Origin of the sequence: Streptomyces sp. NPDC048275 (genome assembly GCF_040652275.1) — a bacterium.
Lineage (GTDB): Bacteria > Actinomycetota > Actinomycetes > Streptomycetales > Streptomycetaceae > Streptomyces.
In genome coordinates this window covers 246,326-269,805 of record NZ_JBEZLR010000002.1, presented here as the reverse complement: position 1 = coordinate 269,805, position 23,480 = coordinate 246,326, and the positions used below count along the sequence as shown (strand labels likewise).

General features: G+C 69.8%; 17 protein-coding genes and 3 pseudogenes. 8 read left to right on the top strand and 12 right to left on the bottom strand.

Annotation, left to right across the window (positions count from 1 at the left end; translation table 11 throughout):
* Window positions 1-101: 101 nt before the first annotated feature.
* Together AB0D57_RS02625 and AB0D57_RS02620 are read left to right on the top strand one after the other, a co-directional pair.
* A pseudogene (locus tag AB0D57_RS02625) lies at window positions 102-167 on the top strand (DUF3140 domain-containing protein); the annotation flags it as partial.
* A gap of 660 nt (window positions 168-827) precedes the next feature.
* Window positions 828-1,562 carry a VOC family protein gene (locus tag AB0D57_RS02620; RefSeq protein WP_362066155.1) on the top strand — a complete coding sequence of 245 codons (735 nt, stop codon included), beginning with the start codon at window positions 828-830 and terminating at the stop codon, window positions 1,560-1,562.
* Window positions 1,563-1,745: 183 nt separating this feature from the next.
* On the opposite strand, the pseudogene AB0D57_RS02615 reads toward AB0D57_RS02620, so the two are convergent.
* Window positions 1,746-1,889: pseudogene (locus AB0D57_RS02615) on the bottom strand (DUF6480 family protein); the annotation flags it as partial.
* Between the two features lie 579 nt (window positions 1,890-2,468).
* Between AB0D57_RS02615 and AB0D57_RS02610 the strand changes: the two are divergent.
* A complete protein-coding gene (locus AB0D57_RS02610) occupies window positions 2,469-2,672 on the top strand; it encodes a hypothetical protein (protein WP_362066153.1) in 204 nt (67 codons plus the stop codon).
* Between the two features lie 877 nt (window positions 2,673-3,549).
* Here AB0D57_RS02610 and AB0D57_RS02605 read toward each other — a convergent pair.
* Window positions 3,550-4,902: a wax ester/triacylglycerol synthase domain-containing protein gene (locus AB0D57_RS02605; RefSeq protein WP_362066151.1), complete on the bottom strand. Its 1,353-nt coding sequence runs from the start codon at window positions 4,900-4,902 to the stop codon at window positions 3,550-3,552.
* On the opposite strand from AB0D57_RS02605, the gene AB0D57_RS02600 reads away from it, so the two are divergent.
* Genes AB0D57_RS02600 through AB0D57_RS02580 form a run of 5 tightly spaced genes read left to right on the top strand, consistent with a single transcriptional unit; the run spans window position 4,901 to window position 9,986 of the window.
* The gene (locus AB0D57_RS02600; protein ID WP_362066149.1) at window positions 4,901-5,683 is read left to right on the top strand and encodes a PEMT/PEM2 methyltransferase family protein; all 783 of its coding nucleotides are present in this window, start codon (window positions 4,901-4,903) and stop codon (window positions 5,681-5,683) included. The genes AB0D57_RS02605 and AB0D57_RS02600 overlap by 2 nt on opposite strands.
* Window positions 5,662-6,564 (top strand): phosphatase PAP2 family protein, encoded by a 903-nt coding sequence (locus AB0D57_RS02595; RefSeq protein ID WP_362066147.1) that lies wholly within the window; start codon window positions 5,662-5,664, stop codon window positions 6,562-6,564. The genes AB0D57_RS02600 and AB0D57_RS02595 overlap by 22 nt, the downstream gene beginning before the upstream one ends.
* Entirely contained in the window at window positions 6,539-7,837 is a 1,299-nt protein-coding gene (locus AB0D57_RS02590; protein ID WP_362066145.1) for a pyridoxal phosphate-dependent aminotransferase family protein, read from the top strand. The genes AB0D57_RS02595 and AB0D57_RS02590 overlap by 26 nt, the downstream gene beginning before the upstream one ends.
* Before the next feature lie 47 nt (window positions 7,838-7,884).
* A complete protein-coding gene (locus AB0D57_RS02585; RefSeq protein ID WP_362066143.1) occupies window positions 7,885-9,012 on the top strand; it encodes a hypothetical protein in 1,128 nt (375 codons plus the stop codon).
* Between the two features lie 8 nt (window positions 9,013-9,020).
* The gene (locus tag AB0D57_RS02580) at window positions 9,021-9,986 is read left to right on the top strand and encodes an NAD-dependent epimerase/dehydratase family protein (RefSeq protein WP_362066141.1); all 966 of its coding nucleotides are present in this window, start codon (window positions 9,021-9,023) and stop codon (window positions 9,984-9,986) included.
* 74 nt (window positions 9,987-10,060) lie between these two features.
* On the opposite strand, the gene AB0D57_RS02575 is transcribed toward AB0D57_RS02580, so the two are convergent.
* From AB0D57_RS02575 to AB0D57_RS02530, 10 genes and pseudogenes are all read right to left on the bottom strand, one after another.
* Complete coding sequence (locus tag AB0D57_RS02575) at window positions 10,061-11,302, bottom strand: beta-ketoacyl-[acyl-carrier-protein] synthase family protein (protein WP_362066139.1); 1,242 nt, start codon at window positions 11,300-11,302, stop codon at window positions 10,061-10,063.
* Window positions 11,302-11,565, bottom strand: a complete 264-nt coding sequence (locus tag AB0D57_RS02570) for an acyl carrier protein (RefSeq protein ID WP_362066137.1) — start codon at window positions 11,563-11,565, stop codon at window positions 11,302-11,304. The genes AB0D57_RS02575 and AB0D57_RS02570 overlap by 1 nt, the downstream gene beginning before the upstream one ends.
* Window positions 11,566-11,740: 175 nt before the next feature.
* Window positions 11,741-12,550 (bottom strand): ABC transporter permease, encoded by an 810-nt coding sequence (locus AB0D57_RS02565; protein WP_362066135.1) that lies wholly within the window; start codon window positions 12,548-12,550, stop codon window positions 11,741-11,743.
* Window positions 12,551-12,579: 29 nt separating this feature from the next.
* Window positions 12,580-13,272 (bottom strand): ABC transporter ATP-binding protein, encoded by a 693-nt coding sequence (locus tag AB0D57_RS02560; protein ID WP_362066133.1) that lies wholly within the window; start codon window positions 13,270-13,272, stop codon window positions 12,580-12,582.
* A 36-nt stretch (window positions 13,273-13,308) separates the two neighbouring features.
* Window positions 13,309-13,451: pseudogene (locus AB0D57_RS02555) on the bottom strand (site-specific integrase); the annotation flags it as partial.
* Between the two features lie 26 nt (window positions 13,452-13,477).
* Window positions 13,478-14,758, bottom strand: a complete 1,281-nt coding sequence (locus AB0D57_RS02550) for a TIGR02679 family protein (RefSeq protein WP_362066131.1) — start codon at window positions 14,756-14,758, stop codon at window positions 13,478-13,480.
* A 41-nt stretch (window positions 14,759-14,799) separates the two neighbouring features.
* Window positions 14,800-19,017 (bottom strand): TIGR02680 family protein, encoded by a 4,218-nt coding sequence (locus tag AB0D57_RS02545; RefSeq protein ID WP_362066129.1) that lies wholly within the window; start codon window positions 19,015-19,017, stop codon window positions 14,800-14,802.
* Window positions 19,014-20,402, bottom strand: a complete 1,389-nt coding sequence (locus AB0D57_RS02540) for a TIGR02678 family protein (RefSeq protein WP_362066127.1) — start codon at window positions 20,400-20,402, stop codon at window positions 19,014-19,016. The genes AB0D57_RS02545 and AB0D57_RS02540 overlap by 4 nt, the downstream gene beginning before the upstream one ends.
* Window positions 20,402-22,003, bottom strand: a complete 1,602-nt coding sequence (locus AB0D57_RS02535; RefSeq protein ID WP_362066125.1) for a TIGR02677 family protein — start codon at window positions 22,001-22,003, stop codon at window positions 20,402-20,404. Before AB0D57_RS02535 ends, AB0D57_RS02540 begins: the two co-directional genes overlap by 1 nt.
* On the bottom strand, window positions 21,966-23,150 hold the full coding sequence (locus tag AB0D57_RS02530; RefSeq protein WP_362066190.1) for an MFS transporter: 1,185 nt from the start codon (window positions 23,148-23,150) through the stop codon (window positions 21,966-21,968). The genes AB0D57_RS02535 and AB0D57_RS02530 overlap by 38 nt, the downstream gene beginning before the upstream one ends.
* Between the last annotated feature and the right edge of the window lie 330 nt (window positions 23,151-23,480).

The following is a 23,480-nucleotide window of genomic DNA, read 5'->3' as shown; positions in this document are numbered from 1 at the left end:
ACTGGCGACGCCGCCACCAGGCCCGATCCCAGGACAGCCACTACCAGCGACAAGCCACTCAGGCATGAAGATCGCGATCTACAACTGGAGTACTAGACGCACTGCGGGACGAGTTCCACCGCGCAGTGAACATGACCTCTCAGGAGCTGGCGGCCTGGCTCCGGCTACTACGGCGGCGAGCCACTCGGCGAGCGCGTCGGCGAGCGCGCGCAGGCCCAGCAGGCGCGGGGGCCCGCCGCTCGCGCCCAATCCGGGAAGGTCCACGGTCCACGTGTCACGGCCGCGGCCAAGGATCTCAACGAACGGAAGGAATTCCCGGCTGGAGATCCAGGCGCCGTAGACGCACGCCCCCGACGGCGCTGATCCGACGATCCGCCATGCCTCCATCTGCCGGCCATTCGCCGTCACAGTGATCTGTTGCATTGCTCATGCATACCCACGCTCTTGGCCACCGGGTTCGCTTTATAGCACCGAAGAGCGGCTCGCTCCAATCGGAGCAGCTTGAGCCGGGCGACTTCAAAAGTAGCCACTCCCCTGTGGAGAGAAATTTTCACGCACTCCCCTGGCCGAGACCCGGAATCCGCTATTTCGTAGCAGATGAATCCTTCGGTGCGCAGTAATTCGCCCTGGCCGCACAAGGCAGCAGCCGCAAGTCGCGCCGCCCCTTCGGTGAGTAACAGCTTGCAACCTCCCGGATACTTTTTGTCACTCACGCCTTCAAGTGTGGGGTATCGTGGAGAAGTTCCGGTCACCCCTCAGCGGACGGGTTGGAGCTTGTGTCGACATCAAGTGATGCGGTATTCGGCGCTCCGTGCTGGGTCAGCCTCATGGCCCGCGATCTGCACGCCGCCGAGGATTTCTACGGCGGGGTATTCGGCTGGGAGTTCCGCCCCACACGGCTCGGCGAAGAATTCTCCGTCGCCTTCCTCGACGGAGCCCCGGTCGCGGGCCTCGGTGCACTCGCCACACGCCTGGCCGTGGCCGTCGCGTGGACCCCGTACTTCGCCGTCGACGACGCCGACGCGGTCGCGGGGCGCATTCGTGAGCGCGCCGCCACCGTCGCTGTCGGCCCGCTCAACCTCGGTACCGGCCGGGCCGCTTTGGCCGCGGACCGCGACGGTGCAGTCTTCGGCATCTGGCAGGGCAGGGTCATCCCCGACTGGGGTGTCGGCAGGGAAGAGGCGTCCGCCTGGCTGGAACTGCGCACCAGGGATGCGTTCGAAGCGGCGATCTTCTACGCCGAGGTCCTCGACTGGGGGTGCGGACAACCCGACTGCTGCCAGGTGGCCTACGAGGACGACCAGGTTGTCCTGCGCCACCACGGCGCCGCCGTCGCACGGCTCGTCGGCGGCGCGATCGAAGCCGCTCCCGACCCACACATCCAGCCTCGCTGGCACGTGCACTTCTACGTCCCCGACATCGACTACGCCATCGAGAAGGCCATCAAGCTCGGCGGCAGCGTCGTGCCACCCGACGGGACCATCGACGCAGCCGACGACCAGGCGATGCTGCGCGACCCGGACGGAGGAATCTTCACGGTCACCACCCGCACATCCGGATAGCCGGCCCTTCACGGAAATCGGGCCCTGCTCATCGCGACGCATTATGGCCAAAGGCAGCGCGAGGCCCCGGCCGGAACCTGCTTCCAAGCGACTTCCCCTCCGCCCACCCATGAAACCGAAGAGGAGACGGGGGCGGCCATCGGGCCCCGACCAGCCGCACGTACGGGTGCCGTACGGGTCTGCGCCCGAGGCCGCGCCGGCTTCGGCGGGTGAGGGCCCGGCCGGGGGCACGGAGCCGCCAGGTTCCAGGCCGGGGGTCAAGCGGGGATCGAGGTCGGGATTGTTTGCGACATATCGAGCACGTGCCCACACTGCTCCGATCCACATCCGACGGCACCTGAAGTCCGATAGACGGTAAACGACCAGATCAGGCCTCGTCGCATTTGTGTACGGCACACATCCTTCATGCCTTCCTTGACACCTGGACGTGCGTGGCCGTGCCACGTCACGCACCGCCCTCTTCCACTTCCACGGCGAGTAAACAATTACCGAGGAAAGGAAGAAAACACTGGGCTCATGGTGGACGCCGACGAGGAATTCGCCAGGAACGGAATATACGCGGCAAGGCCCAGGAGGCAGTGGGCAAGGCCAAGCAGAAGGCCGGAGAGATCGCAGGCGGCGATGAGCTGCACCTGAAGGGGGCCGAGGACCGTCTCAAGGGAAGGTCCGCCGGGCAACCGAGGCGATGCTGAGCCGATAGCTTTCGCGCGTGTCTTCGCGTGGTTCACGACGGCCACTCCGTCCTGCTCGTAGCCCTTTCCGCCGCCGGGAAGGAAGTCCAGGATCGTCGCCGCACCGTGCCAGGCCCCTCGTGGTGTTCGCCGCAGTGCGTACCGCTGAACATGGGCGACGCGGCAAATGGGTGACGTGTCGACTGCCTGGCCGGCGTTGGTTCGTTGAGCCAGTATGGAAGCCTTCGGCAACTGCCCGGAGCCGGGTCCCGACGCCCGGCTTGCCCACCATGAAGAGGACACCTGCGGGTGGTGCGTGCAACCACGGGAGGCTCACGCCAAGGTCCGTCAGTTGCCGACAGTGGACGGCAAACGTTCGCTCGCGCCGTGGATGGTGCCGGCGGGGCTGCTTCTGCGTCCTGCGCAGGTCGACAAGTGACGGCGGTAAGGACGGTGATGGTCGCTCTGGCTGCGGTCACGATCGTCGCTGCGACGGTATCGGTTGTCCTGACCGCGTGAATCACCCTCTCAGGGGGCAATGGGGTCCGTCCTCGTTCCCAGCGGCGACGTCGCCGCGTCGACGGCCTCAAGGCCCGCCCGTCTCAAGAACTCCCGGAGGCTGTGCGCCAGACCCACGATCTCGCCGTCAACCCGCACCCGCCGACCACCCCCCAAGAGCAGCATCGGCGGCCTGTTCACCCGGCTGGGTTAGTCCCGATGGCCCGTTCGGCGCACCCGGGGTTGCATGGACGGACGGGCGGGTGCCGGATGCCGGCGTCAACGCCCCCGGGTTCCGTCAGGGCAAGCCGGCCGACCGTCCCCGCCAGGGGTGAATCGAGGGAGAGGCTCATGTACGAGATGCGAGCGGGCCCCGCGACGACTGGCACGTCCGGCATGGTTTGGCACGTCATCGCCAGGGATGATGCCCGCACCACCCTCTGCGGACGGCAGCTGGCCCAGGCCACGCCGGCTCCTGCTCCGCCCTTCGGTGATACGCCGACAGAAAGCTGCTGCTCGCCATGCATGACAGCTTTCCGCGCCGCCGTACGAGCCAAGGAGAGCTGAAACCGTGCCACGTCAGGACCGCCGCGGCATGCCGATGCCCCCGTCGGGCGAGGACGGCAGGCCCTGTCTGTTCGGCGGCGCTGCTGCTCGGACCCTGGCCCGCGGTGCGGGGCTTGTGGCCGGGGCAAGGGCGCTGCGCGGAACGTCGGCCATGTCCGCGTACTGGTTCCTGAGCGCTCTTGTGGACCGCGGCGATGAACGTGTCATGGAACCCGCGCGGTGGCGCGAGACCGGATCGGCACAAGTAGGGGTTATGAAGTCAGGCCCGCCATCGTCTCCAGTTCCCGATGGATGGAGTCCGCCAGGGTCTGGGCGGTTCCGGGCGCTGCGTGGCTGACGACGGTGAGCGTGACGGTCTGGCCGTAGGAGACTGCCTCGAAGTTCGCGGTGCCCGGCCGGTGTAGGGGTGGTAGCCCAGCGATGCGGAGCAGTGGCCGGTGGTCCAGGAAAGCTCGCGGGTGTCTCCACTTGAGTGCCGTCAGCGCAACTGCCGCATAGGTGGGTGAGTAACCACGTGCAGCGATGAAGCTCAGGGTCCAGGGCCTCAAGTGGTGTGTTGTTTCAAGGACGCGGATGACCTCGCGTTGTCCCACGATCTGTGGGCCGACGTCGGCGAGCAGTTGTCGGCAAGCGTCGAGCCGGGCATGGGGGGTCGGCTCGTGCAGTGGCAGCGGGACGCGGGCGGATGCGGCGAAGTTGCCCAGCTCATGGGCGGTCTGTCGGGTGCGTAGATTCACGGGGATCGCAGCTTGGACCGGTGGCTTACCGCGCTGGGCGGCTTCGTTGCCGAGGTTGTAGGTGCTGCGGAGGGCTCCGGTGGCGCAGCACAGGAGCAGTTGGCTGATGGTCGCCCCGGCGTCGTCTGGCAGGCTGCGTGCGCAGCGCAGGCTCTGCTGGTCCAGGACTGATACGGAAACTTCCGAGGTGGCGCCTTCGCGCGGGCTGGGGAGAGCCCTTCCGGGACGAAGTTCGGCGCGCAGCGTACGGGCGAGCCGAGTCCAGTTGATCGGTTGCCTCGGGGTCTGGTGCTGCGAGCTGGGAGTGGGGCTGAGAGTCGGTTTGGCGGAGCCGTCGAGTAGCAGTCGGAGCAGTACCCCCACCGAGGCGCCGTCGAAAAGAGCGTGGTGGGCGAGGAGCGCGAGGGCGAATCCGCTGTCCGGGGTGGTGGGTAGGGTCAGCAGACGCCATGGCGGCAGGCCGGCGGGCATCGGCTCACGCAGTTGCCCGGCGAGCCATTTGTCGAGGCTTTGCGCGGGATCCCCTTCATTCGGTCGGGCGGTGCCGGTAAGAGAGCGCACATGTTTGGCTGGATCGAAGCTGGGTGTCAAGGCCCAGCGGGGGCGCTCGGTCAGACGTCGCAGTGGCGGTTCCAGGACCAAGCGCAGCCGGGTTTCACCGCCCCACCGTTCGACGACTCTCGCTCGCAGCTCCTCGATGGCAGGAGGGTCTCCGGCAAAGAAGGCGACGCATCCGATCGTTTCGGGCAGCCCGTTGCGGACGAGAACCTCATCCACAACAGCAAGGCCGATGCGATTATCCACCGATACTCCGTTTCCTTGGATTTTGCGGACGGGTAATGAGCCCATAACGTAGCTCAGCATCATGGGAGATTTTTCAGAAACGAAGCTTCGGCCGAACTTCGCGTACACCTTTGTCGGTACGCTCGGGTTGCGGCTCGACAAGCCCGAGTGGCGACGCACCAGAGCTGCGGCATGGCTGGGAATGGTGGCGGTCTACTACCTGGTCGACCTGGCCGTAATCCGCTCGCCCGGATCGACATCAGGGGAATCCGGGCGATTGCTGCGTGAAATTTCCGTGTGGTATGCGCTGACGGTTTGGGTTGTTTACTACGGCGGGATCATCACTGTCCTGGGGACGTCGGTCAAGCGACGGATCAGTGACCGTCTCGGAGAAAAACGCGCCTATCTGGCCTATGAGGCTGTTCTCGGAGTAGTTTTTCTCAATCAGGGCTTTTCTCAGGCTGTTCTGATGTACGCATTCGGCAGCAGTTTCCCCGCCGGCGTTCCGGTCTGGCTCAGCTGGTCGGCCGGCACCGTTCTCATCGTGGTGGGCACGACGTTCAAACTGTGGTCGGCCCATCTGACGGGGCTCGACACGTTCTACTGCCGGGACATGTTCCTGGACCGTCGCAGGGACCATGCCGACGGCAGCGGTCTGGTCACGTCCGGCCCCTACCGGTTCTTCCGGAACCCGATGTACGGCATCGGAACGGTGCACGCCTACGGGTTCGCGCTGTGGTGCCGGTCGGTCGAAGGGCTGGCCATCGCGGCACTCTTCCAGTGCAGCATCTACCTGTTCTACGCGGTGGCCGAGCGTCCGTTCATCAACCGGGTCTATGCACCGTGCGCCCGCTCGACCGCCTGACCCTCGGCTACCTGTCGGTGGCGGCCGTCGTGGCGGCGGCGGGTCCCGGGCCGGTGCACGACCGCGGCGGACTGCTCGTCGGCTTCTGCGGGTGCGCGGTCCTGGTTCTCGCCTGCGCCGGGCTGGCCCGGCGCAGACCCACGAGCCGACTGGCCGGCTGCGCCGGCGTGGGCTGCGCGCTGGCGTTGACCCTCTTCCTGTATCCGGCGATCGGGCGTTACGCGCTGGTGCTGCAAGGGCGGTTTCTGGACGAGGAAGTGAATGCCTGGGAGGCACGGGTGTTCGGTGTCCACCCGAACCTGGCCCTGGACGCTTTTACCCATCCGGCATTGACCGAATTCATGATGGCAACCTACTTCTCCTTCTATCTGTTCGCCGCGCTACCGCCGCTCTGGTTAGCGTTCCACAGCCACGCGAAAGAAGCCGAAAGTTACCTTTTCCGCCAGATGCTCGCAGTCTACCTGTGCTACCTCGGTTTCCTTCTGGTCCCCTTGCAGGGCCCGGCGTATTCCTTGCAGGATCAGTTCGAGCCGCCTAGCCTCACCGGCTACAGCATGACCGAACTGCAGACGTACATCATGACTCGCGACCCGGCCGGTGCATGCTTCCCGTCCGCACATGTGGCCACATCCTGGGCCGGCTTTCTCGCGATGCGCCGCATCCTGCCTGCCAAGGTATCCCTTTTCTTTCTGCCACTCGTCCTGTGCATCACGGTGTCCGTTGTCTACAACCGGTACCACTACCTCAGTGACGCGCTCGCCGGAATCGCCGTGGCTCTGCTCGCCCATTTCCTCGCCACCGCATTCGATTCGCGCCCTCTTTTCCCCGCTTCCTTCCCTTACAGGAGCTCGCACCGTGGACATCTTCGAAAAATGCCGTGACTTCGACTCCGATCGTATGTACGAGACGTTCGGCAGCCTGGTCTACTTCCGTTCCCTTCAGCTGTCCACCCATCCGGGTGAAGTGGTGATCAACGGCCGCTCGGTAGTGATGGCCGGTTCGAATGACTATCTCGGCCTGGCCCGCGACCCCCGGCTGGCGGAAGCCGCCATCAAGGCCGTGCGCCTGGACGGCACGGGATGTTCGGGCTCCCGGCCGTTGTGCGGCACCCGAGATATTCACGAGCAACTGGAGAGCGCGTGCGCCGCGTTCCTCGGACGGGAGGCTGCCGTCCTGGCTCCGTCCGGGTTTCAGACCAATCTGCTGCTCGCCGGTCTGCTGGGCAAGGACGACGTGGTCCTGGGCGACCGGGACAATCACGCCTCCCTGGTGGACGCGGTGCGTCTGTCGGGTGCCCACTACCACCGCTACCGCCGCGACGACGTAGCACGGGCGGAAGGGTTGCTGGCTGAGGCGCCGGACGGCGCCGGACGGGTCATCGTCACCGACGGGCTGTTCTCCATGGAGGGCGACCTGTGCGACCTGCCCGGCCTCACCGCACTCGCGGCCCGATGCCAGGCCCGCGTGGTGGTCGACAGCGCTCACGACTTCGGCCTACTGGGTTCTACAGGTCGCGGTGCACCGGAACACTTCGGCCTGGAGAACCAGGTCGACCTGGTGACGGCGACCTTCTCCAAGAGCCTCGGGTCGGCGGGCGGGGTGTTGGCGGGCCCGGCGGAAGTGATCGATTTCGTCAGGTCCCGTGCCAGGGCAGCGGTGTTCACCGCCGGCATGGCACCGTCTGTCGCGGCGGCGGCACTGGCCGCGCTGGACATCATCCGCGCCGAACCGGAGCGGCGGGTCCGTGCCCTGGACGTGGCGGAACGCATGCACAACGGGCTGCGGGCGCTGGGCTACGACACCGGGAACTCCGTCAGCCCCATCATCCCGGTCAGCGTCCCGGGCCAGGACCGGTGCCTGGAACTGTGGCACCGGCTTCTCGAAGCCGGCGTCTACGCGAACCCCATCGTCGCGCCCGGCCGCCCCGCAGGTCGGGAGATGCTCCGGGTGTCCTTCACGCCTCTCCACAGTGACACTCAGCTTGAACAAGTGCTGGAGGCTTTCGCCGCAGCCGGCCGCACCACCGGTGTCATCCCCGTTGCTCCGCCCGGTTCCTGGACTCCGGTGCGCGTGGCACGCCCGCTCTCCACGGCGCCGAGCATCGTCCCGCCCCGGTCTGTCACCTCACCGACCGCCCCCACAGCACTCCGCTGAACATGTCCAGGGTCCCCTGCTCGTCTCCTCACAGGCCAGGTTCCTCCATGTCGCCCGTAACTGAGTCCGTCACTGTCGCCCCAGCACGTAGCCGCAAGGAGCTGACCGCCTTCATCCGGCTGCCTCACCGCCTGTACGCAGACAACCCGCACTGGACACCACCACTGGACACCACCGCCCGCGACCTGCTGGACCCAGCCCGGCGTCACCCGTTCCATGACACCGCCACCGTCCAGCCGTTCCTGGCCCACCGCGGCAGGCGGGTGGTGGGCCGGATCGCGGCTGTCGACGACCCGCGCCTGGCAGAAGGCGGGTTCGGGCTCTTCGAGTGCGAGTCCGATGCCGAAGCCTGCGACGCCTTGTTCGCGGTCGCGTCCGACTGGCTGCGGGCCCGTGGCCGTGACGCCGTGCTGGGACCGCTGAATCTGTCCACCAACCACGAATGCGGACTGCTCGTCGACAGCTTCGACACCCCGCCGGTGTTGCTGATGCCATACAACCCGGACTACTACCAGGTCCTGTTCGAAGAAACCGGGCTCAAGCCCGTCAAGGACCTGTGGAGCTGGACGATCGATCTGACCGCCCCCGTTCCCGACCGCATCGCCCGCCTGGGCGACCGGGTGGCCCAGCGCCAGGCATGCGTGCTGCGTCCCCTCGACCTGACCCGGCTGGACACCGAAGCAGCGACACTGTGCCAGATGTACAACGATGCGTGGCAGGGCAGCTGGGGGTTTGTCCCGATGAGCGAGGCCGAGTTCCGCCACGCAGCACACGATATGAAGCCGCTGCTGCGCCGTGGCAGTTGCCTGGTGGCCGAGGTCGACAGGACACCAGCCGCATTCGGCATGATTCTTCCGGACGCCGCCCCGGCGCTACGCGCCGCGCGCGGCCGGCTGTGGCGCTACGGTCTCCCTCTGGGCGCCCTGGACATGGCCCGCACGCTGCGCCGTGCGGACGCAGGGCGAGCCCTGCTGATCGGTGTCCTGGCCGAGTACCGGGGCCAGGGCCTCGATGTGCTGCTGCGGCTCGCGGCGCTGGAGCAGGGCCGTGCCCTGGGCTGGCGCACCCTCTACGCGTCCTGGACTCTGGAGGACAACACCTCAGCCAACAGGGGCATCGCCGCGATGGGCGGACGCCGAAGCGTCACGCACCGCCTGTACGAACTCGGGCTGTGAGGCGGGGCATGCGCATCCTGCTCACCGGTGCCACCGGCTTCGTCGGCCGCCGCCTGGCCCTCTACCTGCTCGACCGTGGCCACAGTGTGACCGCTCTCGTCCGCCCCGCCACCAGTCCGGCCGCCGTGCGGCGGCTGCTGGCCGGCGGAGTGGAGCCCATCGGCGAAACGGCCGCCGCACTGCGCAGAACTGAAGCGGTCGTCCACCTGGCGGCCGCCACCAAAGCGCGTACTGCCCAGGATTTCCAGAGGGCGAACGTGGAGGGCACACGTGCCTTGCTGAGCGCTGCCGCCGCGCTCGAGAGCCCGCCCACCGTCGTGCTGTGCTCCTCTCTGGCAGCCGCGGGTCCGTCCAGCCCGGCCCGCCCCCGGACGGAGGCCGATCCGCCCGCACCCGTGTCGGACTACGGGCGCAGCAAGCTGGGCGCCGAGACCGTCGTACGTGGCTTTGCCGACCGGGTGCCCGCTGTCATCGTCCGTCCGCCCGTCGTCTACGGGCCGGGCGACCCTGCCTTCCTGCCGACGCTGACGGCCATGGTCCGGGCGGGCGTCGGCGTACGCCCAGCAGGACGTGCCGCCTACTGTCTGATCCATGTGGACGATCTCTGCGCCGCGCTGACGCTGGCGCTGACCGCGGGCCACCGCGTCGACCCGCGCGACCGGCTCTCGGGCGTCTATCACGTATGCGACGGCACCCCACGGACCTTGCCGGAGATCTGCCGTCACCTCGCCCTCGCTCTGGGCCGCCGGGCGCCGCTGCTCATTCCCCTGCCCCAGCCCATGGTGCGGACTGTCGCGGCGGTCTGCGAGATGGCTGTCGGGCCGTGGGGCGGTCAGGCGCTGCTGAACCGGGACAAGGCCCGTGAGCTCAGCCAGGCATTCTGGACCTGTGCCCCCGACCGGGCTCACACGGAACTGGAATTCACACCGCAACGGGTGCTGCTCGGCAAGGAGTTCAGGGCCTCACTCGGCTGAGCCGCGTCCGGGTCCGTCCTGCCGGGCTCCTGCCGGGCGCCCGGTAGGAGCCCGGCAGGACGGACCCCGCACATTCAGCGGCCGAGCCCGCCTTCCACGGGAGCCAGCAGCAAAGACACGTTGTGGCCGCCGAAGGCGAAGCTGTTGCTGAGCACGAGGCCGGCGGGCAGCTTGCGCGGTGAGCCGGTGACCACATCCAGCTCGCACCGGGGATCCAGTCGGGTCAGGTTCGCGGTAGGTGGGGCCATGCCCTTGGCGACGGACAGCGCCGCGATCACCGCCTCGATGGCGCCTGCCGCGCCGATGCCGTGCCCGGTCACCGACTTGGGTGCGGTCACCGGCACCTTCCCGGCGCCGAAGAGTGCCGTTACCGCCCGCGCCTCGGTCACGTCGTTCAGTTCCGTGCCGGTGCCGTGCGCGTTGACGTGTACCACCTCATCGGCCGTCATACGCGCATCGGCCAGGGCCGCGGCCATACAGGCTCGGGCACCGGCCCCTTCCGGATGCGGTGCCGTGAGGTGACACGCGTCCGAGTTACGCCCGTAGCCGGCTAGTTCGGCGTAGATCCGTGCCCCGCGCGCCCGCGCCGACTCAAGCCGTTCCAGCACCACGAAGGCAGCACCCTCCGCCATCACAAACCCCTTGCGGCCGGTGTCGAAGGGCCGGCAGGACTCGGCCGGATCAGCGAACCCGGTCGCCAGAGCCCCCAGCCGGTACATGGCCATCATCTCTGTCGGCGTCAGGGGAGCGTCGTGCCCGCCGGCGACCACCACATCGGCGCTCCCGGCCCGGACCATTTGAGCACCCTCGCCCACCGCGTGGCTACCGGAGGCGCAGGCGGTGGACAATGTGAGGCTCGGCCCGCCGACGCCGTGCGCCATGCTGATCAGCGCGGCACCGGCATTCGACATCACCATCGGCGTGTGCAGCGCCCGCGGCCGCGGCACCGTGCCGCTCTGCCGCAACAGGGCGTGCTCCTGGGTGGCCAGCCCTCCGTACGCACACCCCGTGACCACCGCGCGCCGACCCGACTCGGCCATCAGGCCACCGGCATCCGCGACCGCGTCGGCGGCCGCGCAGAACGCCAGTTGCGCCGAGCGGTCGGCCCGCGCCGCCTGCTTCGGCGTCATGTACCCGGCCGGGTCGAAGTCGACGATCTCGCAGGCCACGTCCACCGGGAGTCCGCTCGTGTCGAACAACTGCACCGTTCCCGCGGCCGACCGCGACTGCACCAGTGCCGTCCACAGCGCCTCCGGCGTGTCCCCGGCGGGGGTCCGCACACCCAGCCCTGTGATCACCACACGGACGGCACTCATCAGGCCACCTCAGGGGCACGGGCAGCCAGTCGGGCCACCACCAGGTCCGCCACGCCCCCGAAGGTCGCCGCCCGCTTCACTGCGTCGGCGTCCAGCGTGACTCCGAACATGTCCTGCACCGCTACGTCCAGCTCCGCGAAGTCGAGGCTGTCGGCCGCCAGATCGGCAACCAACCGAGCCTGCGGAATCACCGTCTCCTCCGGAACGGACAACACCCGCGCGCACAACTCCCGCAGCTGACGCGTGACTTCCTCGGACTCCATGCCGTGTCCCTTCACCGTCGGAAAACTACGGACAGTACCGTAGCGATTACTGGACGTGGCGAAACACTGCGTTTGAGCACTCGGCCGCGGGGCGCCCCCCTGGGGCCGCGCCCCCTCGGCGATGTGAGCGGAACAGCTGTCACTCCGTCGTGTGACGCACTACGCTCGCCCATCCTCACTCGCTCGTGCCCTCGGTCACACCAGAGGCAGACAGACGGGCGACGGTCTCCGTGCCGGCCGAGGTGGCCGAGGGATGCGTCCGGGGGTAGCTGCGGGTACGGAACCAGAAGACTGCCAGCCCCACCGTGCTCGTCACCACGAACCACCCGGCACCCGGCAGCAGATACAGCCAGGCAGGAACAGAGGCGAAACCGGCGGCGAAGGAAGCCTGCATCGGCCCGTACAGCGGCAAGAACGCGAGCAGCTGCTGGTCCGAGAGGGGATTCATCGTCGGGTTCTGCACGCCGAGGTCGATGATGCTGGTCATCACCACGATGCACATCCCCTCCAGTTCGCCGCGCAGCAGCGCGCCGAGAAGGATGCCCAGCCCTCCGTACACGAGTGCCGTCGTGAAGACCGCCGGAACCATCGCCCACACATGCCGCACAGGCCACCACCAGTACAGGTTCACCACCACGTAGGCTGCCAACAGCGCGCCGATCAGCAGCAGGGCAACCACTTTGGCCAGCATCAGCTGGATGCGCGGATAGCCGGCCAGCACCAGACGCCGGTCGATGTCGGCGGACTTGAACGTCGACATGAACATCATGAATCCCATGAGGAACGTCACCCCGTTCATCGCCCCGACCAGCTGGCTGACGTGGTTGCTGTTGGCCACCACGTCGCCGCCCGCCGCCGGCACCTGGAAGTGCAGGTCGGCCACTTGGGTGTAGACGTGCATCAGCCAGATCCACATGGGCATGAAGCCCACGGCCAGCACCATCGCCAGCCGGTTGCGGGCATGCCCGACCAAGGTGAACCGCAAGGCTGTACCGAACGCCTGCCATGACCGCCTCACCGCAAACCCCCATCCGCAGAAGGCGCCGTGGCCGCCCCATCAGGCCGGGGCGGGTCGGCCGGGTGAACCGTGCCGTTCTCCAAGTGTTTGACCATGTCGAAGCGTTCGTTGTCGTGGGCGAGGTGAGAGACAACCAGGACGCCTCGGCCCCGGTCCCGCAGATGTTGGGCAAGAGCCCAGAATCGTTGGTACGTGTCGTAGTCGAAGCCCTGGTAGGGCTCGTCCAGGATCAGCAGGGGCGGATCGTGCATGAGGGCGAGGGTCAGGTTCAGCTTCTGCTGCGTTCCGCCGCTCAGGTCCGACGTACGCGATTTCCGGTACTGGGAGAAGTTCAGCAGCTCCATCAGCTCGTGCGCCCTGCCCAGTGTGGGCAAGGCGTAGGCGACCTGAAAGAACCGAAGGTGCTGCTCGACAGTCAGCGTCTCGTTGAGCACCACCCGCTGCGGGCAGTACCCCAGGTGCCCGAAGCGTGTCACCGTCCCGCCGTCGGGCGCGAGCTGCCCACAGATGATCCGCAGCAACGTCGTCTTGCCTGCCCCGTTCTCCCCGACCACGCACACCAGCGAACCCAAAGGCACCTCCAGCGAAGCACCCCGCAGCACCTGCCGACGACCGTACGCCTTGCGCACGCGCTCAACGCGTAGCCCGAGTGGGGGGCCACCGGACCGGACCGGCTTACTGATCTTCATCACTTGCTGACCAACGACAGCCCGGCAGCTATGTCACCGCATCGCTCGCTGAGAGGGCGGCACCCGCAGCTTGAAGTCGCCGCGGTGGCGCGGTGGCGCGGGCGATTGAACGGGTCAATGGGCGACTCCACCACCGTGCCGGCCAACCGGTGGATCTCGCCTGCGTACCGCCGCTCCAGTGTCCGGCCGAGGGCGAGGCGACGAGTTACGCGAGGTCCTCCAGGAGCAGATCGAGCGCCGCCTCCTCGTGCAGGGCGATTCCCAGGGCTTCCATGGTCGGGGCCAGTTCCGGGTCCCAGGTGGCCTCGATCCGCGTGCCGGTGAGGAGGAGTTGCGGTGTGCCGTGCACCTGCGCGCGCGTCGCGAGGTACTCGTAGTCCGGCGCCCTCATGCGCCAAGGCTCCGCTCCGTACCGCTCCGCGACACGGTTGGCCAATGCGATGCCCGGCCAGTCGAAGTCACCGTGGTACGCGAAGGCACAGCCGACGGCGGCCAGCGCGTCCAGCAGCGTGAGGACGACCGTCGTCGCGCTGCCCGAGGTGCAGATCAGGGCCGCGGTGCAGCCGGCGTCGGCCGCGGCTTCGACGACGCGCGGGTTCTCGCAGACGTGGACCCGGGCCTGGGCCGGCATCTCCAGATGCAGGGCGCGCAGTTCGCGCAGGGTCAGATGCGTCTCCAGGTTGCGGTCCGCCCGCTCCCGCAGGCCCCTCTCGCCCCAGGTCCCGCCCCTCGGCCGCAGGCCGTACGTGAGCACCGTGCTGGACACCTCGTCCGGGGTGACCGAGGCCAGGCGCCACAGGGCCCGGCGGCCCGGTGCGTCGACGGGGAAGTCGGCGCCGGACGCCAGTGCGATACCGCGCAGGACCAGGCGGGAGAGCAGGGTGCCGTCGTCCAGGCCGTGAGCCGAGCCGCTGGTGCGGGTGGCCAGTTCGCCGCGACCCCAGTGGGCGGGGGTGGGCTCCGCGTCCGGACCGGGGAAGAGCGTGGAGAGGGTCCGGATCGCCTGGGTGAGGATCGTGGTCGCGGTGTGGCGGTCCTGGCGGGCAACCGCACCGGTGCGTCGTATCTCCTCCAGCCACCGGCTCGCCCAGGGCTGCGACGACAGTGCGGTGGCGTCGAGGGCCGCCTCCGCGGCGGACCACAGCCCCGCCCGTTGCGCCGCCGCCGCGTCCCGGGCCGCGCGGCGGTCGGTCAGGGGCGGGCCCAGTTCCGCCAGCGTCGCGGCCAGGCCGCGGCCGACCGCGCTGGCGCGCAGGCGGGTGTCCAGGTCCGTCAGGCGGATGGTGGCGGTGGAGGCGGTGAGCGGTTTCGCGAGGAGGAGGGACATGGCCTCACGCTCCTGCGCGTCCAGGTTCTGGAGCCTGACCGTGCCGGTCGGCTGCAGGCCGTTGCGTTCCAGGCGTGCTCGTACGGCCGTCCAGAGGCGGGTGAGACCCGGGCGGGTGAGGAACACCAGGGCGTCGGCGGCGGGCCGCTGTTCCGTCATGGCCGGTTTTGTCATGCGCTGTTCTGTCATGCCCGGTTCCGTCACACCGACACCAGCCGCCTCTGCCGCCCGTTCCACGTGTAGTGGAGCGTGGCCACGCCCCGCACATGCGGGTCGCGCAGGCACTCGTAGATGTGCAGTGACGGCACGTCGGGCCAGTTGCCGATCAAGCGTTCGCTGGTGAGGACGAAGTCCAGGTCCAGGTCGACCAGGATGCGCCCGAGGCGGGCGTGGGTGGGCTCGTCGACCTTGGCGAAGGCGTCGTCCAGGAGGATCAGGCGGGGTGCGTGCGGGGCCGACTCCGCGAGGCTCGTGAAGTGCGCGGCCGCTGCCGCGAAGAGGACCAGATACGACAACACCCGCTGCTCGCCCTGGCTGAGCCCCGTGCGGCCGGAGAGTTTGCGGCGGCTGCCGGGGGCCGCGTCGTTCACGACCCAGGGGGTGAAGGTGAACCAGTCGCGGTAGTCGAGGGCAGTGCGCAGATGGGCCGCGTAGCCCGCGCCCGGGTCGGCGCGGCGGGCGTCCTCGATACGGCGCTGAAGGACATCGCGGAGCTGCTCGGACTGCTCGCGAGTGCGCAGGCCCGAGGGGCTGCGCAGGAGGTCGACGGTCGCCTTGACGTCCGCTTCGACGCCGTCGGCCAGCTTCCAGTCGAGCGTGACGCCCAAGCCGTGTGACGTGCGGACGGTGGACAGTGTGGCGTTCAGGGCGGCCACCAGGGCACCTGCGGCCAGGACCTGGGAGGACAGGTGGTCGCCCAGCTCTCCCGTCAGGAATCGCTGGAACACCTCGCGCTCGCGTTCCGTCAGCCGGTCCCGCGCCTCGGCCGCCTGGGCGGCGATGCGCTCGCCCACCAGGGCGATGTCGTGCGGGCCGTGGTCGTCGACAAGGCGGCAGACCTTGATGCCGTTGTGTTCCTCGAGCGTGGCGTCGTAGCCGCCGGAAAGCTGGTCGCGCAGCTCTGTGTGACGGTTGAGGAGGGCGGTGTCCGAGATGTCGCGTCGCTCCGCGTCCAGCCGGCTCCGTACGGAGTCCACCAGTCGGCGCAGCGCTTTTGTGCGGCCGTGTGTGTCGTCCGCTCTGAAGTCCGCGTCCGTGGACTCCTCCTCGCCCTGCGCCGGAACGTCGAGGCCCGCGCCCTTGCTCACGCCCGGCAGGGACAACGCCGTACGCAGTCGCCCACCGCTCGCGATCGCCTCGCCCTCCTGCACGGCCAGCGCCTCGCGCCGTACCCGCTCGTCCTCCTCCGCACGCACGCGTTCGTCATGGCCGGCGCTCATGTCCCGTTGAATGCCGGGGAGTTGGCGCCGTACAGCCTCCAAGCGGCGCTTCGCCTCGTCCTCGCGAGCCAGGATCTCCTGCTCCGACGCTCCCAGCGCTTCCTCCAGGGCCCGGACCGTTCGGCGGGCGGCGTCCAAGCGGGCGAGCGGCTCGGTGTAGTCGGACTCCGCTTCCCGGCAGGACGCACGTGCGCGCTCGTAGCCTTCGCGGCCCTGGCGGTGGCCGTCAGCGGAGGAAGCGACCGCGCGCAGCCGTCGGCGTAGTCGTTCCGTGCCCGTGCCGAGGCGGTCCAGGGCGAGACGTACCGAGTCGAGTGCGGCCGGGTCGACCGGGAGGTCGCTCGCGCTCGCGGTCGCCTCGGTCTCACGCCGGGCGGCGACCGCGCGGGCGCGCGCCTGCTCCGCCTCGCGGGCGGCCGCGGACGCCTTGCCGGCCAGCACCTGCGCGGTGCGCTCGGCCTCGGCCGCGCGGGCCCATGCGTCGGTCAGCCGACGGGCCGTGGGCGGATGGCTCAGGACGTCGGCCACCTGGGTACGGTGCTCGGTCAGGATCCGCAGACTGTTCTCCTGCTCGGTCAACTTCTCGTGTAGGTCCATGAGTTGCCGCTCGAGTTCGGCCACGGCACGGCGGCGGGTCTCGGCGCGCACCTCCGCGCCGACGTATTCGGCGATCTGTTTGCTGTGACGTCCGCGGGCGACGCCCAGCTTCCATGAGCCGTCGGTGCCGATCGCGGAGTCTGCCGTTGTGCCCATGGCCCCCGTCGTACCCATGGCCCCCTCCCTCACCAGGGCCACCGTCTGCAGCACGCTCTCGACCTGCTCGGCCGTCACCCCGCTGTCCGGCGCCGCGACCGGGCGCAGCACCTCGGCCAGCGTGGGTCCGGCGGGCGGTGCGCCGGGGACCAGGAGGGTGTCCTGCGCGGCCGCGTCCAGGACGGTGCCGTCGGCGCACACCCAGGCGTCGAGCAGGCCGCTCGCTTCGAGTGCGCCTTCCAGGCCTGCCCGGGCCGTCGGCTCCAGGTCCTCGGCGTCCTCGGCGTCCTCGGCGAAGTCCACCAGCCGGTACAGGGGTGCGCCGGTGCCGGGTGTGCGGGGCGCCGACCGGTGAGGCGGGGGCGCGGGCGCGGGGTCGGTGCGGCGTTCCCAGTCGTTGCGCTCACGCTGCAGGCGGTCCTGTTCGGCGGCCAGCTCGCGGATCGCCACCGCGCGCCTGTCGCGCTGTTCGCCCAGTTCTGTCAGCCATGGGTCGACGGTCGAGCGGGCGGTGTCGGCCACCTCGTCGGGGGCGTGGGCGGCCGGCGGGCCCTCCTCCGGGTCCTGAGCGGTCAGGGCGCGTACGGCGTCGAGGGACACGCCGGTGAGACTCTGCAGTCGCTCGGTCCAGGTCCGTACGGCGTCGGAGTACGCCTCCCTCTCACGTGCCGTCTCCTCCCGGCGGCGTCCGGCCCGCGAACGTGCCTCTTCCGCCTGCTCCTCCACACGCTCCCGGGCGCCATCGGCCTCGTGTGCCTCCCGCTGGGCCCGGCACGATGTCTCCATGAGCGCGACGACTTCGGTCACGGCTCGGGCGCGGTTCCTGATCACCGGCCCCGCGGCGTCCAGTTGGGTGTCCCAGGCGTGCAGAGTGCCCGCGCAGGCCTCCGAGTCGACGGCCAGTACCTCGGCGTGGCGGACGAGGTGGAAGTCGCCGTCCGGGGCCGTCAGTTCGGCCGTCGCCGCGGTCGCGACCGGGGTGACGGGGACCACCGCGGGCTCCCCCACGTGCACGGGGTCGAGCCCTGACCGCTCCGCCTCCCGCAGCAACTCGCCGTGTGCCGTGCCGAGTTCGACCAGCTCCTCGCCGAGCCTTCCGGCTTCGTCCGTGAGACGCCGTCCTGCCTCTTCCTGGCTGCTGTGGGCCTGGCGCAGAGCTTTGAAGGCGGTCGCCGCCGCGCTGTGCAGGGCGCTCACGGTGGCGCGTTTCTCCGCCAGTTCCTTCAGGCTGCGGTAGGCGGCGCTGTCGTGCAGGGCGGCGAGGTCCGTCTCGGCTGCCTCCGACTCCGTCCTGAGCACATTCAGGCGAGCGGCGAGTTCGTCCTCGCTCGTGCGGAGCTCCGCCGCCTTCTTCGCCGCCTCGCCCGCCGCACGTCGGTGCTCCGCCAGCCCGTCCAGTTCGCCGCTCACCTGATCGGCCCGGCGGCGCAGCGCCCCGTGCAGGTAGCCGCGGTAGGCGGTGAGGAAGGTCCGCAGCGCTTCGTCGGTCCGCTCCAGGCGCCCGAGGTCGGTCCGTACGGCGTCCAGATCGTCGAGGTTGCGGGCGACCTTCTCCACCACCTCGTCGTCGAGCGCGGGCAGCGTCTCCGCGAGGACGGAGACCAGGCCGCCGGAGTCGATGCGGTCGCCGATGGTCGGGCGTCGCAGGCGGTGCAGCAGGTGGAGCAGGTTGCGGTAGCGCGCCGGGTCGGTGAGGCCGAACAGGTGGCGGGCGACCCGGGCCCGGTGCTCCACGGCGCGGTCGGTGACGTTCTCCGCGCCGACGAGTGACTTGAGCTGGTCGACGGGGAGCGGCTGGCCGCCGGGGGCCAGATGCAGGTCCTCGCCCACCCGCAGCGGGGTGACGAAGAAGAACGGCTTGGCCGTCCTGGTCGAGCGGGAGGCGCGGATGGCCGCGCCGAGGGTGAGGTACTGGTCGTCCCCCTCCTCGCCCGTCCGCACGAACTCCACCCAGAGATAACCCAGTCGGTTGGTCTGCTCGAAGCCGTCGAGCATCAGCCACAGGAGCGTGGTCCGGCCCGTTCCGGTGGCGTCCAGGGCGCGGGCGTCCCCGTCGAGGAGGTACGGCAGCAGCATCTCCAGGGCCTTGGACTTGCCCGCGCCGTTCTTGCCGCGCAGCAGCAGACGACCGTCACCGAAGGAGAACTCCTGCTCGTCGTACTGCCAGACGTTCCGGATGCCGGCGCGGTGCAGGCGGTAACGGTGCGGGGACGGGGGGCGGTTCACCGGGGCGGCTCCTCAGTGACGTGGTCCGCTGCGGACCGTTCGGTGACGTTGTTCGCTGTGAACTGTTCGGTGACGTGGTTCGCTGTGGACTGTTCGGTACGGGACTTGACGGCCACCGTGGTGGCGAACCGGGCTGCCGCGGCGAGCAGCACCCAAGCATCCGGACGGTCCTGCCCGCGGGCGCCTGAGACGTCCGTGACGGACCGGCCGTCCGGCGCGGTGTCCTCGTACCCCTCGGGCAGGCCGTGGCCGTCCGCGCGCACCGGGCCGGCGGGCGCCATCAGGAGCATGCGGACCAGGAGGTCGAGGACGGCGGCGAGCAGCCCGTCCCGGTCCTCCAGGAAGCCGCGTTGCCAGTTGCTGCGCCGGCCGTACTCCTCGATCAGCTCGTCGAGCAGTTCCGGCAGCAGCCCGTCCGGGACGGGTACGCCGATGACCAGCCGCCCGCCGACCGCGGGGTGGCCCGGGTCCTCCGGACGCAGTCGGTCCACCAGCCGCTCCACAAGGAGCAGCGCGGCTTGAGCTACGGTGCCGGTGCCGGGCAGGTGCAGGTCGGTGAGTTCGTCGTCCGGGTCGACGAGGGCGATGCCCTCGGCGCGGATCTCGGCCTCCAGGCCCAGCAGTTCGGAGAAGGCCTGGGACTCGCGCCGCTGCCTGGTCCGCAGCCATTCGCGCTCGGCGCCGGTGAGGTCGTCGAGGTGGACGACGGGAGTCTCGACGAGGCGCCTGCGGACGTACGTACGCGGGCCGCCGAAGCCGGGGTCGGCGGCGCGGCGTACGAGATCCGCGCCGTCGCGGCTCTGGGCCAGCGGGCCGGCGACGACCGCGCGGGCGATCTCGCGGTCCACGGTCAGCAGCGCCTCGCCGCCCCGCTCGTCGGCGACGGCCGAGACGTGGCCCTCGGTCTCCGCCAGGACGCCCCAGTCGACGAGTTGCCGCAGCGCGGCGGCGAGGGTGCGCCGCTCCGCCTGCCGCCCGGTGTCGCCGATCTCGATCCCGGCGTCCACGGCCGCGGCCCTCAGGTCGGCGACGAGCTGGGAGAGCAGGAGTTGTTCCGGAGCGGTGACGAGGACCGAGAGGGCGAGGGAGAGGTAGGCGTACGTCCGTGGAGTGAACGGTGTGCCGGTGGACGGCCGTTCCAGTCGGTGGCCGGAGCCGGGGCCGAGGCCTGCCTTGAACAGGCGGGCGTACGACGCCTCGACGAGGAGGCGGTAGCCGAACACCTGCTGGAAGCGCGGGGCCAGCCAGTCTGCGTGGCGCCGGATCAGCGGGAAGGTGTCGCTGTACGGGCCGGTGCTGGTGACCAGGGGGTGAGACAGCAGCAGGCGGGCGGCAGTGCGGCGTTCTGCAGCGAGTGCGACGTCGTGTGTGGAGGGCAGGGCCATCACGCGCTCGCCTCCTCGGCGGCCGGCGCCGAGGCGCTCTCGACGACCAGGGTGAGGTCGTCCGCCGTCAGGTCGCCGTCCACGGAGCGCAGGAGTGTATGCCTGCCCGGAGTACGCCACGCTGTCAACCTGATGCCCAGGTCGGCGTCGCTCGCCTGCGCGCCGTCGAGCAGGAAGTCACCGGCGTCACCGGCGTCCTTGTGCAGTTGGGCGTTGCCGAGGGCGGTGGTGAGCAGTTCCAGCAGCAGTCGCATGGCTGCGGAACCCAGCCTGACCTGCTCGAACCGGCCGGAGGCGCTGCGCAGTTCGGCGGCCGCGGCCTGGCGGGCCGAGGCCTGCTCGCGGGCCTGCTCCATGAGACGGCGCTTCTGCTCGCCGTGGTCCTCCACCGCCGCGGCCCGCCCGCGCGCGGCACGGCTGCCGCGCTCGCGCAACGCCACCGGTACGTCCACGACGGGCCCGGTCCACCAGCTCACATACGCCGGTACGGGCAGGTCGGGATCCGGCGCCACCCCCAGATGCCGTGCTCCGTACAGTCCGAAGGCCGCGACCGCGATGTCATGGGCCTCCTCGGGCTCCGCGGCGTCGAACCAGGCCGCGAGCCTGAGCAGGTCCTTGCGGCGGGACATCTCCCCGGACGCCGAGCGCAGCATCCGTTTGGCGTTGGCGAGCAGCGACTGCAGGGCGCGCAGGGTCGCGTCCCTGAGCTGGTCCACCTGGCTGCCGTGCCCGTCGCTGTCGGCGAACCAGTCGCGCAGCCCCTCCCAGTCCGCCAGGTCCCGTCCGCGGCTGCGCTGCACCCGCGTCTCGGGCAGCGTGTTGGAGAGTGCCCCGAGGCCTGCCGCGTGTGCGTCGATGCGGCTCAGCAGCGGGGGAAGGTGGGGCCAGATCGCCCGCAGGTGTGCGGCGATGCGCGGGGCGCGGAAGGAGACGTCCTCGGTGATCGCCTCCACGTAGTCGAGCAGCAACTCCTTGAACCCCTGGTACTCGGCTCCGTCGAGGTCGTAGCGGGCGAGCACCTGGCCCAGGTAGGCGTAGAAGTCCCGTACCGACTCTGCGAATTCGGCGAACTGCACGAAGAGCGTGCTGATTCTCTCCAGCGCCTGCCGCGGGTCCGCGCCGCCCGGCACGGCGACCATGGCGGCGATCTCGCGCAGGCCCCGGTCGACGAGCGTCAGCAGCTCGCTGCTGACCTCGCGCGCGGCATCCGCTCCGGCCAGCACCGCGTCCGCGTCGCGCTGCACGCGCTCTCCCAGCTTGGACAGCTGGTACCGGGACCGGGAGCGCTGGTACTCGGCGATGCTGGTCGCCCTGACGGTGTGCGTACTGCGCAGCAGATTGCCCCAGCGCACGAGCTGTTCGAGGCGGGCGGTGAGAGTCTCCGCGTCGAGCGCCGCCCCCCTGCCACCGGCCTGTGCCAGCTTGGCGAGCACGTCGGGTACGGCCAGGTCCGCGAGCAGCGTGCCGCAGAACACCCGCATCACCGCGACGTACTCCAGACGCTCGGGCGCGCTGAGATAGCCGTACACGCTCAGCCGCTGCCAGGCCTCGGTGCCGCTCCCCTCATCGGGCAGTTCTTCGCGCAGTTCGTCCCCCACCATGCCTCCGAGCGTACGGACCGCCACTGACACTCCGGAGGAAGTCGGGAAAAACTGGCCGCTTACGCGGCTCGATCCGCGCGGAGGCGCCGATGAGCGGCGTGCGACGGTTCGTTCTTCGAGGTCGGTGTGGTGGCCCTGCCATCGTCGCGGACGGCGACTTCGGCTGATGAGCTTGAATCCGGACCTTCAAGCCCTGGATCGGTCGGCTCAGGGATGAGGCATCGGGTGGGCGGGGTGACGGGACGTGTCGTGGTCGTGGTCGAGGCGCACGGCGCTCAGCGGCTTCTGCGCTCCACCGGGCAGGGTGCGCCGTGGCACGGGGACCGGTAGGTGTCCCGCACCCGGTGGTCGCAATGCGCAGGGCGAGGAGGGCGGCGCCCAGGCTCAGCGCGGCCAGGGTGCGGAAGCCGACGCGGTAGGCGGAGGTGCCCACCGCACCGGCCGAATCGCCGAGGCCGGCCGACAGGGTGCCGGCCAGGGCGACGCCGAAGGCACCGGCCGTTTGCCGCTGCATGCTGAGGACGGTGGTGGCGTCGGCCGTCCGGGCGGGCGGGACGGTCACGAACGCGGCGTTCTGGCCGCTCATGAAGACCATGCCGACACAGCAGCCGAGCAGATACATCGAGGCACGGAGCACGAGGGGAGCCGTGCCGTGGGAGAGCGTCGCCATGAGGGCCATGAGCAGTGCGGCACCGGTGGCGCCCGCGGCCATGAGACGGCGTGGGCCGATCCTCTCGTCCAGGCGGGGGACCACCTGGGAGGCGGTCAGCATGCCGAGCGCCTCCGGGAAGGTGGCCAGACCCGACCGGAGGGCGTCGTAACCCAGGCCGGTCTGGAGGAACTGGGGATACAGATACAGAACGCCCATGAAGGCGGCGCCCGTCGGGAGAAGCACCAGCTGGGTGGTGCGGAAGAGGTGGTCCTCCATGACCCGCAGATCGATCACGGGATGCCCGGCGCGCAGCTCCCACGGCACCGTTACGCCGAGCAGCACACCCCCTCCCACCAGGGGCACGAGGACGTCCCCGCTCCCCCAGCCCCGGTCCGGGGCCTCGGTGAGGGCGTACAGGACGGTCGCGAGTCCGCCGCCGGCCAGGACGAAGCCGAGGAGGTCGAAAGCGGGGGGCGCCCGGTCCGGGGAAGTCAGGCAGGAAGCACACTCCGAAGAGCAGGGCGAGCGCTCCGACGGGCAGATTGACGAGGAAGCCCCGGTGCCAGGAGACCGTGTCCGCGAGCCAGCCGCCCAGGACCGGTCCGAAGGCGGGGGCGACGGCCGTCGGCAACATGACGTATTTCTGGGCGCGCAGCCGCTCGGTCACGGGGAAAAGCACGCAGCATCATCGTCATTCCGTGGACACGCCAGGTGAGGACCTCGGCAGCGGAGCGAGCGTCGGACAGTGTGCGCTGATGGGCAGCGTGCTCCAGAAGACGTTGCGGGTTGTGTCCGGCGGTCTCGGCATCGGCGAGGGCGGCGGCC

What these genes read in the sequence shown, in the direction of transcription:
- AB0D57_RS02580 (WP_362066141.1), top strand. Translation starts at nt 9,021, where the DNA reads ATGCGCATCCTGCTCACCGGTGCCACCGGCTTCGTCGGCCGCCGCCTG.
- AB0D57_RS02540 (WP_362066127.1), bottom strand. Translation starts at nt 20,402, where the DNA reads ATGGCCCTGCCCTCCACACACGACGTCGCACTCGCTGCAGAACGCCGC.
- AB0D57_RS02585 (WP_362066143.1), top strand. Translation starts at nt 7,885, where the DNA reads ATGTCGCCCGTAACTGAGTCCGTCACTGTCGCCCCAGCACGTAGCCGC.
- AB0D57_RS02575 (WP_362066139.1), bottom strand. Translation starts at nt 11,302, where the DNA reads ATGAGTGCCGTCCGTGTGGTGATCACAGGGCTGGGTGTGCGGACCCCC.
- AB0D57_RS02620 (WP_362066155.1), top strand. Translation starts at nt 828, where the DNA reads ATGGCCCGCGATCTGCACGCCGCCGAGGATTTCTACGGCGGGGTATTC.
- AB0D57_RS02535 (WP_362066125.1), bottom strand. Translation starts at nt 22,003, where the DNA reads ATGGTGGGGGACGAACTGCGCGAAGAACTGCCCGATGAGGGGAGCGGC.
- AB0D57_RS02610 (WP_362066153.1), top strand. Translation starts at nt 2,469, where the DNA reads ATGGAAGCCTTCGGCAACTGCCCGGAGCCGGGTCCCGACGCCCGGCTT.
- AB0D57_RS02560 (WP_362066133.1), bottom strand. Translation starts at nt 13,272, where the DNA reads ATGAAGATCAGTAAGCCGGTCCGGTCCGGTGGCCCCCCACTCGGGCTA.
- AB0D57_RS02600 (WP_362066149.1), top strand. Translation starts at nt 4,901, where the DNA reads ATGGGAGATTTTTCAGAAACGAAGCTTCGGCCGAACTTCGCGTACACC.
- AB0D57_RS02550 (WP_362066131.1), bottom strand. Translation starts at nt 14,758, where the DNA reads ATGACGGAACAGCGGCCCGCCGCCGACGCCCTGGTGTTCCTCACCCGC.
- AB0D57_RS02605 (WP_362066151.1), bottom strand. Translation starts at nt 4,902, where the DNA reads ATGATGCTGAGCTACGTTATGGGCTCATTACCCGTCCGCAAAATCCAA.
- AB0D57_RS02570 (WP_362066137.1), bottom strand. Translation starts at nt 11,565, where the DNA reads ATGGAGTCCGAGGAAGTCACGCGTCAGCTGCGGGAGTTGTGCGCGCGG.